Source organism: Streptomyces sp. NPDC006332 (assembly GCF_040612855.1).
Taxonomy (GTDB): domain Bacteria; phylum Actinomycetota; class Actinomycetes; order Streptomycetales; family Streptomycetaceae; genus Streptomyces.
Genome location: NZ_JBEXRA010000043.1, coordinates 23,879 through 36,776, shown reverse-complemented (window position 1 = coordinate 36,776; position 12,898 = coordinate 23,879). Strand labels below are relative to the sequence as shown.

The 12,898-nt window shown below is 70.3% G+C and carries 10 protein-coding genes; 6 read left to right on the top strand and 4 right to left on the bottom strand.

What is annotated here, in order from left to right; all coding sequences use genetic code 11:
* Positions 1-4: 4 nt before the first annotated feature.
* The 4 genes from rhaS to ABZ027_RS31030 form a co-directional block, all read right to left on the bottom strand.
* Complete coding sequence (gene rhaS, locus ABZ027_RS31045; protein ID WP_356774050.1) at positions 5-1,093, bottom strand: rhamnose ABC transporter substrate-binding protein; 1,089 nt, start codon at positions 1,091-1,093, stop codon at positions 5-7.
* Positions 1,094-1,211: 118 nt separating this feature from the next.
* On the bottom strand, positions 1,212-2,210 hold the full coding sequence (locus tag ABZ027_RS31040) for an ABC transporter permease (protein ID WP_356774048.1): 999 nt from the start codon (positions 2,208-2,210) through the stop codon (positions 1,212-1,214).
* A complete protein-coding gene (locus ABZ027_RS31035; protein ID WP_356774046.1) occupies positions 2,203-3,243 on the bottom strand; it encodes an ABC transporter permease in 1,041 nt (346 codons plus the stop codon). The genes ABZ027_RS31040 and ABZ027_RS31035 overlap by 8 nt, the downstream gene beginning before the upstream one ends.
* Positions 3,240-4,757: a sugar ABC transporter ATP-binding protein gene (locus ABZ027_RS31030; protein ID WP_356774044.1), complete on the bottom strand. Its 1,518-nt coding sequence runs from the start codon at positions 4,755-4,757 to the stop codon at positions 3,240-3,242. The genes ABZ027_RS31035 and ABZ027_RS31030 overlap by 4 nt, the downstream gene beginning before the upstream one ends.
* A 236-nt stretch (positions 4,758-4,993) precedes the next feature.
* Between ABZ027_RS31030 and rhaI the strand changes: the two genes are divergently transcribed.
* From rhaI to ABZ027_RS31000, 6 genes are all read left to right on the top strand, one after another.
* Positions 4,994-6,154 (top strand): L-rhamnose isomerase, encoded by a 1,161-nt coding sequence (gene rhaI, locus ABZ027_RS31025; RefSeq protein ID WP_356774042.1) that lies wholly within the window; start codon positions 4,994-4,996, stop codon positions 6,152-6,154.
* Between the two features lie 151 nt (positions 6,155-6,305).
* Entirely contained in the window at positions 6,306-8,345 is a 2,040-nt protein-coding gene (locus ABZ027_RS31020; RefSeq protein ID WP_356774040.1) for a bifunctional aldolase/short-chain dehydrogenase, read from the top strand.
* Positions 8,342-9,805 carry a rhamnulokinase family protein gene (locus tag ABZ027_RS31015; RefSeq protein ID WP_356774038.1) on the top strand — a complete coding sequence of 488 codons (1,464 nt, stop codon included), beginning with the start codon at positions 8,342-8,344 and terminating at the stop codon, positions 9,803-9,805. Before ABZ027_RS31020 ends, ABZ027_RS31015 begins: the two co-directional genes overlap by 4 nt.
* Before the next feature lie 70 nt (positions 9,806-9,875).
* Positions 9,876-10,628, top strand: a complete 753-nt coding sequence (locus ABZ027_RS31010; protein WP_356774036.1) for a (Fe-S)-binding protein — start codon at positions 9,876-9,878, stop codon at positions 10,626-10,628.
* The gene (locus ABZ027_RS31005) at positions 10,625-12,136 is read left to right on the top strand and encodes a LutB/LldF family L-lactate oxidation iron-sulfur protein (RefSeq protein ID WP_356774034.1); all 1,512 of its coding nucleotides are present in this window, start codon (positions 10,625-10,627) and stop codon (positions 12,134-12,136) included. Before ABZ027_RS31010 ends, ABZ027_RS31005 begins: the two co-directional genes overlap by 4 nt.
* On the top strand, positions 12,133-12,777 hold the full coding sequence (locus ABZ027_RS31000) for an LUD domain-containing protein (RefSeq protein ID WP_356774032.1): 645 nt from the start codon (positions 12,133-12,135) through the stop codon (positions 12,775-12,777). Before ABZ027_RS31005 ends, ABZ027_RS31000 begins: the two co-directional genes overlap by 4 nt.
* The last annotated feature ends 121 nt before the right edge of the window (positions 12,778-12,898 follow it).

Genomic DNA, 12,898 nt, shown 5'->3' with positions numbered 1-12,898 from the left:
CTTCCTAGAAGTTGAACTGGTCGATGTTCTTCGCGTCGAAGACGGTCGGCTTGCCGAGGCTGATCACGCCATCCTTGCCGATGGTGTACGAGCCCATGCCACCGGCCTTGAAGGTCTCGCCCTCCTTGCCGGTGATCTGCCCGGAGGACAGCGCGACCGCGGTCCGCGCGGCCAGCTCGCCGAGCTTCGCCGGGTCCCACAGCTCGAACCCCTCGACGGTGCCGTTCTTGACGTACTTGCGCATGTCGTTGGGGGTGCCGAGGCCGGTCAGCTTGACCTTGCCCTTGTACTTGGAGCCGGAGAGGTACTGGGCGGCGGCCTTGATGCCGACGGTGGTCGGGGAGATGATCCCCTTCAGGTTCGGGTGTTCCTGGAGCAGACCCTGGGTCTGCTGGAAGGACTGCTGCGCGTCGTCGTTGCCGTACGCGACCTTCACCAGCTTCATGTCCTTGTACTTCGGATCCTTGAGCTCGTCCTTCATGAACTCGATCCAGGTGTTCTGGTTGGTCGCGGTCTGCGCGGCGGACAGGATCGCGATCTCGCCCTTGTAGCCGATCTGTTCGGCGAGCAGTTGCACCTCGGTGCGGCCCAGGTCCTCGGCGCTGGCCTGCGAGACGAAGGCGTTGCGGCAATCGGGCTTGGTGTCCGAGTCGTACGTGACGACCTTGATGTCGTTCTTCATGGCCTGCTTGAGCGCGGTGCACAGGGCGCCCGGGTCCTGCGCCGACACGGCCATGGCGTCGACCTGCTGCTGGGTGAGGGTGTTGACGTAGCTCACCTGGCCCGAGGTGTCCGTGGCGTTGCTGGTGCCCACCTCCTTGTACTTGGAGCCCAGCTCCGTCAGGGCTTTCTCGCCGCCCTTGTCGGCGGAGGTGAAGTACGGGTTGTTGACCGCCTTGGGCAGGAAGCCGACGGTCAGGCCCTTCTTGGTGGCGGCGTTCGGGTCGGCCTTGCCGGCGGCGGCGGCGGCGTTCGAGCCGCTCTCCTCCTTGACGTCGTCCTTGGAGGTGCCACCGCAGGCGGTGGCGGCCAGGGCGAAGGAGGTGACGGCCGCGAGGGCCGCACAGGCACGGCGAACTGATGACTTGTGCATAGTGAGTCCTTTTCAAGAAGGGGAGTACGGCGCGCCCCAAGGGGCGCGGGGGTGTATTGACCTGCTGCTCCGCCGCGGGGCGCGACCAGCCACAGACAACCCGCGGCTTTCGAACGGCCTATCCAGCGGAGCGTGCCGCCGCCCGTGCGACGGAGATCTGCCGTGCCACCCGGGGGCCGAGCACGGACAGGACGAGCAGCACGCCGGTGACGACGATCTGCGACTGGGCGGAGACATCCTTGAGGCTCATCACGTTCTGCAGCGCGCCGAGCAGGAAGACTCCCGCGATCGCGCCGCCCAGCGTGCCCTTGCCGCCGTCGAAGTCGATGCCGCCGAGCAACACCGCGGCGATGACGGAGAGTTCGAGCCCGGTGGCGTTGTCGTAGCGGGCGCTGGCGTAGTGCAGGGCCCAGAAGACGCCGGTGAGGGAGGCCATCAGACCCGTCAGCGTGAACAGGATCAGCTTCTGCCGCTTGACGCGGATGCCGGCGAACCGCGCGGCCTCCTCGCTGGCTCCGATCGCGAAGACCGACCGGCCGAACGGCGTGGCGTGCAGGGCGACCACGGCGATCGCGAGCAGCACCAGGAAGGGCAGCAGGGCCTGCGGGAGGAAGGTGTCCCCGATGCGTCCCGCCGCGAAGTCCAGGTACTGCGTGGGGAAGTCGGTCACCGCGTCCGAGCCGAGCACGATCTGCGCGATGCCCCGGTAGGCGGCGAGGGTGCCGATGGTGACGGCCAGGGACGGCAGCCCGAGCCGGGTCACCAGCAGGCCGTTGACCAGCCCGCACACCACGCCGAGGACCAGACAGATCGGGATGATCGTCTCGATCGTCATGCCCTCGTTCCACAGGGCGCCCATCACCGCGCCGGACAGGCCCGCCGTCGAGGCGACGGACAGGTCGATCTCGCCGGAGGCCACGAGCAGGGTCATGGGCAGGGCGACCAGCGCGATCGGGAGCGTGTTGCCGATCAGGAACGACAGGTTGAGGGCGTTGCCGAAGCCGTCCACCGTGGTGAAGGACAGCAGCAGGACCACGATGAGCAGGGCGCCCACGGCTGAGTCCCACCTCTTCACGGCGGACCAGCGGACGGCGCGCGCGGGAGCGGAGTCAGCCATGGCGGGCGTTCCTCTTCTTCAGTGCGGACGCCACGCGCAGGGCGACGATCCGGTCGACGGCGATGGCGAGGATGAGCAGGACACCGTTGATCGCGAGCACCCAGACGGAGCTGACCCCGAGGGCGGGCAGCATGCTGTTGATGGAGGTCAGCAGCAGGGCGCCGAGCGCGGCCCCGTACACGCTGCCGGAGCCGCCGGTGAAGACCACGCCACCCACCACAACCGCGCTGACCACGGTCATCTCGTATCCGTTGCCGGTCCCGGAGTCGACGTTGCCGAACCGGGCCAGGTACATCGCGCCGGCGAGCCCCGCGAGGGCGCCACAGAAGGTGTAGGCCGCCAGGATCCGCTTGCGTACGGGGATGCCGGCGAGCCGGGCGGCCTCCGGATTGGAGCCGAGCGCGTACAGCTCACGGCCGCTGCCGAAGTGCTTGAGGTAGTACGCCGTGGCGACGAGGACCACGAGCGCGACGAGCGCCAGGTACGGCACGGCCGAGATGCCGCCGGAGCCGAAGTCGATGAATCCGTCCGGCAGTCCCGCCGCGGTGATCTGCTCGGAGCCGACCCAGATGGAGTCGATGCCGCGGATGATGTACATCGTGCCGAGGGTGACGACGAGTGCGGGCACCTGGCCGAAGCTGACCAGCAGGCCGTTGAGGAGCCCGAAGCCGATGCCGAGCAGGACGGCGAGGGCGATCGCCACGACGGAGTCGCCGCCGCCCTGGAGATACGTGCCGGCCGCGAAGGCGCTGATGCCGAGCGTCGAGCCGACCGACAGGTCGACGTTGCGGGTGATCACGACCAGCGACTGGCCGGTGGCGACCAGCATCAGGATGGTCGCGTTCAGCAGGAGGTCCTTGATGCCCTGCTCGGAGAGGAACTCACTGTTGCCCAGCTGGGTGATGACGATCATCACCAGGAAGACGGCCAGGATGGCGAGTTCGCGCATCTTGAAGACGCGGTCCACCAGCCGGGTGCCGCTGGACTTGGGCACCTCGGCGGCGGGAGCGGGGTTGGGAGCGGTCACCGTCATGCGGCGGTCCTCCCGGTGGCTGCGGCCATCACGGATTCCTCGGTGGCGTCGGAGCGTGGGATCTCGGCGGTGAGCCGGCCCTCGTGCATCACGAGGACGCGGTCGGCCATGCCGAGGATCTCGGGCAGGTCGGAGGAGATCATCAGGACGGCCACGCCGTCGGCGGCCAACCGGCTGAGCAGCCGGTGCACCTCGGCCTTCGTACCGACGTCGATGCCGCGGGTCGGCTCATCGACGATCAGCACCTTCGGGCCGGTGGCGAGCCACTTGGCGAGGACGACCTTCTGCTGGTTGCCGCCGGAGAGCGTGTTGACGGTGTCGGCGATCCGCGCGTACTTGACCTGGAGCTTGACGGCCCAGTCGAGGGAGCGGTCGCGTTCGGCGGCGCGGTTCATCAGACCCGCCTTGACCGTGGTACGCAGTCCGGTCAGGCCGATGTTGCGCTCGATGGACATGTCCATCACCAGGCCTTGGGCGCGGCGGTCCTCGGGCACGAGGGCGAGGCCCGCCGCCATGGCCGTGGAGGGCGCGCCGTTCGTCAGTTTCCGTCCGTCGATCTCGACCTCCCCGGCGTCCCAGCGGTCGACGCCGAAGACGGCCCGGGCGACCTCCGTGCGCCCGGCGCCGACGAGCCCGGCGAGGCCGACGATCTCGCCGCGCCGGACGTCGAAGGAGACATCGGTGAAGACGCCCTCGCGGGTCAGCCGCCGTACGCTCAGGGCGACTTCGCCCGCGTCGACGTCCAGCTTGGGATAGAGATCCTCGAGGTCGCGGCCGACCATGCGGCGTACGAGGTCGTCCTCGGTCATGCCGTCGATCGGCTCGCTGGAGATCCGGGCGCCGTCGCGCAGGGTGGTGACACGCCGGCAGATCTGGAAGATTTCCTCCAGTCGGTGCGAGATGAACAGCACGGCCGACCCCTGGTCGCGCAGGGTGCGCACGACACCGAAGAGCCGGGCCACCTCGCTGCCGGTGAGGGCGGCGGTCGGCTCGTCCATGATCAGGACGCGGGCGTCGAAGGAGAGGGCCTTGGCGATCTCGACGATCTGCTGGTCGGCGATCGACAGGCCGCGGGCGGGACGGTCGGGGTCGAGTTCCACACCGAGGCGCTGCATCAGCGCCAGGGTGGCCGCGTGAGTGGCCTTGTGGTCGATCCGGCCGAGGGCGCGCCGCGGCTGGCGGCCCATGAAGATGTTCTCCGCGATCGACAGGTCGGGGAAGAGCGTGGGTTCCTGGTAGATCACGGCGATTCCCGCGTCGCGGGCGTCGCCGGGGCCGTGGAACTGGACGGGCGCGCCGTCGAGGAGCACCTGACCGGCGTCCGGTCGGTGCACCCCTGCGAGGGTCTTGATGAGGGTCGACTTGCCCGCGCCGTTCTCGCCGGCGAGGGCGTGCACCTCACCGGGGAACAGCTCCAGGGACACGTCCCGCAGGGCGCGCACCGCTCCGAAGGACTTGGAGACGTCCTTGAGCGACAACACCGGGGCCGGACCCGCTTCGGACGGGTGGGTCATGAGGGGCTCCTCGACGACGCCGGCGGAATCCGTCACAGCGTCGTGAAAGGTTTCAACTTGGTTGCCGGGACGTTAGGCGCGCCACGCATGTCACGTCAATGGGTCCGCCTCGAAAATGTTTCGATAGCCAAAGGTCACGGTCAGGGCACGGAGGACGAGGTGTGCCGCACCCCTTGACACCCCTACGGGCGACCCATAGCTTCGCGCTCTGAATCGATTCATACAGAGGAGCCCCGATGACCGAGCTCGCCGCGGTGAAGTCCGCTCTCAGGACCCAGGCAGTCGAAACGCCGTCATGGGCGTACGGGAACTCGGGCACACGCTTCAAGGTGTTCGCCCAGCAGGGCGTTCCACGGACGCCGCAGGAGAAGCTGGACGACGCGGCGAAAGTGCACGAGTTCACCGGAGCGGCGCCGACGGTCGCCCTGCACATTCCCTGGGACAAGGTCGACGACTACGCCGCGCTGGCCAAGCACGCCGAGGACCGGGGGGTGCGGCTGGGGGCGATCAACTCCAACACCTTCCAGGACGACGACTACAAGCTCGGCAGCATCTGCCACCCGGACGCCGCGGTGCGGCGCAAGGCGCTGGACCACCTGCTGGAGTGCGTCGACATCATGGACGCCACCGGTTCGCGGGATCTGAAGCTGTGGTTCGCCGACGGGACGAACTATCCCGGTCAGGACGACCTCCGGGGACGCCAGGACCGGCTCGCCGAGGGCCTGGCCGAGGTGTACGACCGGCTCGGTGACGGCCAGCGGATGCTGCTGGAGTACAAGTTCTTCGAGCCCGCCTTCTACGCGACGGACGTGCCGGACTGGGGCACGGCGTACGCGCACTGTCTCAAGCTGGGCGAGAAGGCGCAGGTCGTGGTCGACACCGGGCACCACGCCCCGGGCACCAACATCGAGTTCATCGTCGCCACGCTGCTGCGCGAGGGGAAGCTGGGCGGCTTCGACTTCAACTCGCGGTTCTACGCGGACGACGACCTCATGGTCGGTGCCGCGGACCCCTTCCAGCTGTTCCGGATCATGTACGAGGTCGTGCGCGGCGGCGGGTTCTCGTCCGACGTGGCGTTCATGCTGGACCAGTGCCACAACATCGAGGCGAAGATCCCCGCCATCATCCGGTCCGTGATGAACGTCCAGGAGGCCACCGCGAAGGCGCTCCTTGTGGACGGGGAGGCCCTGGCCGAGGCCCAGCGGTCGGGTGACGTGCTGGAGGCGAACGCCGTGATCATGGACGCGTACAACACGGACGTGCGGCCACTGCTTCGTTCGCTTCGCGAGGAGATGGGGTTGGATGCCGACCCTATCGCCGCGTATCGGCGGTCCGGGTGGGCCGAGAAGATCGTCGCGGAGCGGGTTGGTGGGCAGCAGGCCGGGTGGGGGGCGTGAGCGGCTGTTTCGCGTCTGCCGGGTGAGCCCGGTCGCAGGCTGCGGGCCGTATGTGGCTGGTCGCGCCCGCGCGGCGGAGCCGCACATTGACACAGACCCGCGCCCCTGAAGGGGCGCTGTCCGAACCCTCGTTTCGAAGGACTGAACAGACATGGCACGCCATCCCGAAGCCGACGCTCTCCTCGCCCGGTCGCACCGGCTCGGCGCTGATCCGCGCAACACCAACTACGCCGGCGGCAACGCGTCCGCGAAGGGCACCGCCACCGATCCCGTGACCGGCGGGGACGTGGAGCTGATGTGGGTGAAGGGGTCCGGTGGGGATCTCGGCACCCTGACCGAGGGCGGCCTTGCCGTGCTGCGGCTGGACCGGATGCGGGCGCTCGTCGACGTCTACCCGGGAGTGGAGCGCGAGGACGAGATGGTCGCCGCGTTCGACTACTGCCTGCACGGCAAGGGCGGCGCCGCACCCTCCATCGACACGGCCATGCACGGCCTCGTGGAGGCCGCGCACGTCGACCACCTGCACCCGGACTCCGGGATCGCGCTGGCGTGCGCCGCCGACGGGGAGAAGCTCACGACGGAGTGCTTCGGCGACACGGTGGTGTGGGTGCCGTGGCGGCGGCCCGGCTTCCAGCTCGGGCTGGACATCGCGGCGGTGAAGGAGGCCAACCCGCAGGCGATCGGCTGTGTCCTCGGTGGGCACGGGATCACGGCCTGGGGTGACACGTCCGAGGAGTGCGAGCGCAACTCGCTGCACATCATCCGGACCGCGGAGGCGTTCCTCGCCGAGCGGGGCAGGCCGGAGCCGTTCGGCCCGGTGATCGACGGGTACGAGGCGCTCGCGGAGGGCGAGCGGCGGGAGCGCGCCGCGGCCCTGGCGCCGTACGTCCGTGCCGTGGCGTCGCAGGACAGGCCGCAGGTCGGACACTTCACCGACTCCGATGTGGTGCTCGACTTCCTGGCCGCCGCCGAGCATCCGCGGCTCGCCGCGCTCGGCACCTCCTGCCCCGACCACTTCCTGCGGACGAAGGTCCGCCCGCTGGTCCTGGACCTGCCGCCGACGGCTCCGCTCGACGAGGCGATCGCCCGGCTGAAGGAGCTGCACACCGAGTACCGCGAGGAGTACGCGGCCTACTACCAGCGGCACGCCGAGCCCGACTCCCCCGCGATGCGCGGCGCCGACCCGGCGATCGTGCTGGTCCCGGGCGTCGGCATGTTCTCCTTCGGCAAGGACAAGCAGACCGCCCGGGTGGCCGGCGAGTTCTACGTCAACGCGATCAACGTGATGCGCGGGGCGGAGGCGGTCTCGACGTACGCGCCGATCGAGGAGTCGGAGAAGTTCCGCATCGAGTACTGGGCCCTGGAGGAGGCCAAGCTCCAGCGGATGCCGAAGCCCAAGCCGCTCGCGACGCGGGTCGCGCTCGTCACGGGTGCCGGCAGCGGGATCGGCAAGGCGATCGCGCAGCGCCTGGTCACCGAGGGCGCGTGTGTGGTGGTCGCGGACCTCGACGCCGAGAACGCCGCTCGGGTCGCCGAGGAGCTCGGCGGGAGTGACAAGGCCGTCGCGGTGACCGTGGACGTCACCTCCGAGGAGCAGATCGCCGACGCGTTCAAGGCGGCGGCGCTGGCCTTCGGCGGCGTCGACCTCGTGGTGAACAACGCCGGCATCTCCATCTCCAAGCCTCTTCTGGAGACCTCGGCGAAGGACTGGGACCTCCAGCACGACATCATGGCGCGCGGTTCCTTCCTGGTCTCGCGCGAGGCGGCCCGGGTGATGATCGCGCAGGAACTCGGCGGTGACATCGTCTACATCGCCTCGAAGAACGCCGTGTTCGCCGGGCCCAACAACATCGCCTACTCCGCGACCAAAGCCGACCAGGCCCACCAGGTGCGGCTGCTGGCCGCCGAGTTGGGTGAGCACGGCATCCGCGTCAACGGGGTCAACCCGGACGGGGTGGTGCGCGGCTCGGGCATCTTCGCGGGCGGCTGGGGAGCGAAGCGGGCGGCCGTGTACGGCGTGCCCGAGGAGAAGCTGGGCGAGTTCTACGCCCAGCGGACCATCCTCAAGCGCGAGGTGCTGCCGGACCACGTCGCGAACGCGGTCTTCGCGCTGACCGGCGGGGAGCTGACGCACACCACCGGCCTGCACGTCCCGGTCGACGCCGGTGTCGCGGCCGCCTTCCTGCGATGAGCGCGAACGTGAAGTCGTACGCCGCGGTCGACCTCGGCGCGTCCAGCGGACGTGTCATGGTCGGCCGCGTCGGCCCCGACAGCCTGGAGCTGACCGAGGCGCACCGTTTCCCCAACCGGCCGGTCCGGGTGCCGGAGGGGCTGCGCTGGGACGTGCTCGGGCTGTACGGGGGCGTCCTGGACGGGCTGCGGGCGGCGGGAGCCCACTGCGGTGGACGGCTCGACTCCGTCGGCATCGACAGTTGGGCGGTGGACTACGGCCTGCTCGACGCCGACGGGGCGCTGCTCGGCAACCCCGTGCACTACCGGGACTCCCGGACCGAGGGGGTCGCGGAGAAGGTGTGGGCGACCGTGCCCGCTCCCGAGCTGTACGCGGCCACCGGCCTGCAGTACGCCCCCTTCAACACCCTCTACCAGTTGGCCGCGGCCCGCCTGTCCGACCAACTGGCCCATGCCAGGCGGTTGTTGCTCATCCCCGACCTGCTGACCTACTGGCTCACCGGCGAGCAGGGCACCGAACTGACCAACGCGTCGACCACCCAGCTGATCGACCCCCGCACACGCGACTGGTCGGACGACATCGCCTCCCGTCTCGGGATCGACCTCGGTCTGTTCGCGCCGCTGCGGCAGCCCGGTGACCCGGCGGGCGTGCTGCGGCCCCAGGTGCTGGAGGAGGCCGGACTCGCCGGTCCGGTGCCGGTCACGGCGGTCGGGTCGCACGACACCGCGTCCGCGGTCGCGGCCGTCCCGGCGGGCGGCGAGCGGTTCGCGTACATCTGCACCGGCACCTGGTCGCTGGCCGGTCTGGAGCTGGCCGCGCCGGTGCTGACCGAGGAGAGCCGGCTGGCCAACTTCACCAACGAGTTGGGGCTGGACGGCACAGTCCGCTACCTGCGCAACATCATGGGCCTGTGGCTGCTCCAGGAGTGCGTACGGGCCTGGGGGCAGACCGATCTGGGAGCGCTGCTCCTCGACGCGGCCAAGGTGCCGGCGCTGCGGTCGGTGGTGGACGCCGGGGACGCCGCGTTCCTGGCGCCCGGCCGGATGCCGGAGCGGATCGCCGAGGCGTGCCGAGCCTCGGGGCAGCCGGTGCCCGAATCGCCCGCCCAGATCACGCGGTGCATCCTCGACTCCCTCGCCCTGGCCCACCGCCGGGCCGTGGCGGACGCGCGGCGGCTGGCCGACCAGCCGGTCGACGTCGTGCACATCGTGGGCGGCGGCACCCGCAACGCGCTGCTGTGCCAGCTGACCGCCGACGCCTGCGGGCTGCCGGTGATCGCGGGTCCGACCGAGGCGGCGGCCCTGGGGAACGTGCTGGTGCAGGCCCGGGCCCACGGGCTCGTGGGCGACCTGGCGGGGATGCGTGAGCTGTTGGTCCGCACCCAGCCGCTGACCCGCTACGAGCCGCGCGGTGACGCGGCCCGGTGGCACGAGGCGCAGGCCCGGCTCGCCAGGCGGTGACCGGGGCTCCCCCCGGCACCCGGCCCGGACTAGGCTTCACCCATCCGATGACCGACCACAAGGAGCCGCGATGCGTGTCGCCCTGTTCCTGACCTGTGTCAACGACACGTTGTATCCGGACACCGGGCGCGCCGTGGTGAAACTGCTGACCAGGTTGGGCGTCGAGGTCGACTTCCCGATGGCGCAGACCTGTTGCGGGCAGGCGCACTACAACACCGGATACCGACATGAGGCGGAACCGCTGGCGCGACATTTCTCCGATGTCTTCGGGGACTACGAGGCGATCGTGACGCCGTCCGGGTCGTGCGGGGCGATGGTGCGGGAGCTGTACCCGCGGATGGGTGAGCGGGCCAGGGCCGAGGGACGCGGGGACACCCTCGCGGCCACCCTGGCGCCGGTGGTGCCGAAGACGTACGAGCTCACGGAGTTCCTGGTGGACGTGCTGGGGGTGACGGACGTCGGGGCGTACTACCCGCACACGGTGACGTACCACCCGACCTGCCACGGCCTGCGCGGGCTGGGTCTTGGCGACCGGCCGCGGCGGCTGCTCCAGGCCGTGAAGGGGCTGGAGCTGGTCGAGTTGCCGGGCGCCGACGAGTGCTGCGGCTTCGGCGGGACGTTCGCGCTGAAGAACCCGGACGTCTCGGCGGCGATGGGCGCGGACAAGGTGCGCAACGCCGAGTCGACGGGGGCGGAGGTGCTGTGCGCCGCCGACAACTCCTGTCTGATGCACCTCGGCGGGACGATGACCCGGCTCAGGACAGTCATGCGGCCGGTGCACATCGCGGAGATCCTGGCGAGCACTCAGGAGGAGGAGGTATGAGCGGCACGTTCGTGGGGATGCCTGCGTTTCCCCCGCCCACCCACCCGGCGTTTCCCGAGGCCGCGCACGAGGCGGTCGGGAACCAGACCCTGCGCGGCAATCTGCGCCACGCCACGCACACCATCCGCGCCAAGCGCGAGAAGGCCGTGGCCGAGGTGTCCGACTGGTCCGCGCTGCGGGAGGCCGGCAAGCAGATCAAGGACCACACGCTGCGCCATCTGGAGCGGTATCTGGTCCAGCTGGAGGAGGCGGTGACGGCCGCGGGCGGCACGGTCCACTGGGCCGCCGACGCCGAGGAGGCCAACCGGATCGTCACCGAACTCGTCCAGGAGACGGGCGAGTCGGAGGTCGTCAAGGTCAAGTCGATGGCCACCCAGGAGATCGGCCTGAACGAGGCTCTGGAGGCCGCGGGCATCCGGGCCTACGAGACCGATCTCGCCGAGCTGATCGTGCAGTTGGGCAAGGACCGTCCCTCGCACATCCTGGTCCCGGCGATCCACCGCAACCGGGGTGAGATCCGGGACATCTTCGCGCGGGAGATGAACGAGTGGGGCCGCCCGGCCCCCGAGGGTCTCACCGACACGCCCGCCGAACTCGCCGAGGCCGCCCGGCTGCACCTGCGGGAGAAGTTCCTGCGTGCCAAGGTCGGCGTCTCCGGCGCCAACTTCATGGTCGCGGAGACCGGCACGCTGGTGGTCGTGGAGTCCGAGGGCAACGGGCGGATGTGCCTGACCCTGCCCGAGACGCTGATCTCGGTCGTCGGCATCGAGAAGATCGTGCCGACCTGGCGGGACCTGGAGGTCTTCCTGCAGACCCTCCCCCGCTCCTCGACGGCCGAGCGCATGAACCCGTACACGTCCATGTGGACCGGAACGACGGACTCCGAGACCGCTGACGGGCCGCGGACCTTCCACCTGGTCCTCCTCGACAACGGCCGCACCGACACCCTCGCCGACGAGGTCGGCCGCCAGGCCCTGCGCTGCATCCGCTGCTCGGCGTGCCTGAACGTCTGCCCGGTGTACGAGCGGGCCGGCGGGCACGCCTACGGCTCGGTCTACCCGGGCCCGATCGGCGCCATCCTCAGCCCCCAGCTGCGGGGTACGGGGAGCGCGATCGACGCCTCCCTGCCGTACGCGTCCTCGCTGTGCGGGGCCTGCTACGAGGTGTGCCCGGTGGCCATCGACATTCCGGAGGTGCTGGTGCATCTGCGGGAACGGGTCGTGGAGGGCGGCCAGGTGATCCGGGAAGGCAACAGGGTGGTCCTCAAACCGGCCAAGGGGCACGCGGCGGAGCGGGCGGCGATGCGCGCGGCACGCTGGGCGTTCTCACGTCCGGGGGCGCTGCGCACCGGCCAGCGACTCGCGTCGCGCACCCGCCGCTTCCATCCCCGTACCCTGCCGGGCCCCGGCAGCGCGTGGAGCGGCACCCGGGATCTGCCGCCGATGCCCGCGGAGCCGTTCCGCGACTGGTGGCAGCGTACGCACGGTGGAAAGGACGGCGCGAAGTGAGCAGCAGGGAGCGGATCCTGGGCCGGGTGCGGCGCGCGCTGAGTGACGTACCGCGCGACGACACTCCCTACGAGCAGGCCGTCTCGCGGGAGTATCTGCGCGAGCACGGTGACCGGGACGTCGAGCAGACGGTGGATCTGCTGGCCGAGAACCTGGCGGACTACCGGGCGATCGTGCACCGCTGCCCTGCCGCGGATCTGGCGGCGACGATCGCCGGGATGCTGGCCGCGCGGGGCTCGAAGACCGTGGTCCTGCCCCCGGGGCTGGACCCGGAGTGGCTGGCGCAGACGGAGGCGGAGCGGATCCCCGACCTTCAGGAGAGCACCCCCCACGAACTGGACCGGGTGGACAGCGTGGTGACGGCGTGTGCGGTGGCGGTCGCCGAGACCGGCACCATCGTCCTGGACGGCTCCCCCGACCAGGGCCGGCGCCGTATCACCCTCGTCCCCGACCACCACATCTGTGTCGTACGGGTGCCCGAGCAGGTCGTCTCCTCGGTGCCTCAGGCGCTCGAACGCCTCGACCCGGCCCGCCCGTTGACCTGGATCTCCGGCCCGTCGGCGACCAGCGACATCGAGCTGGACCGGGTCGAGGGGGTGCACGGCCCGCGCACCCTGGAGGTGGTGCTGGTGACGAGCTGATCCGGTGACCCGTGCGGGGCGGCGTCTCTGTGGCCGGGGCGGGTTCGGCGCAGCCGCCCCCGTTGAGCACAGCCACCCCGTGACACCGGGGTGAACAAGCGCTTAGATAGTGAGCCGACCT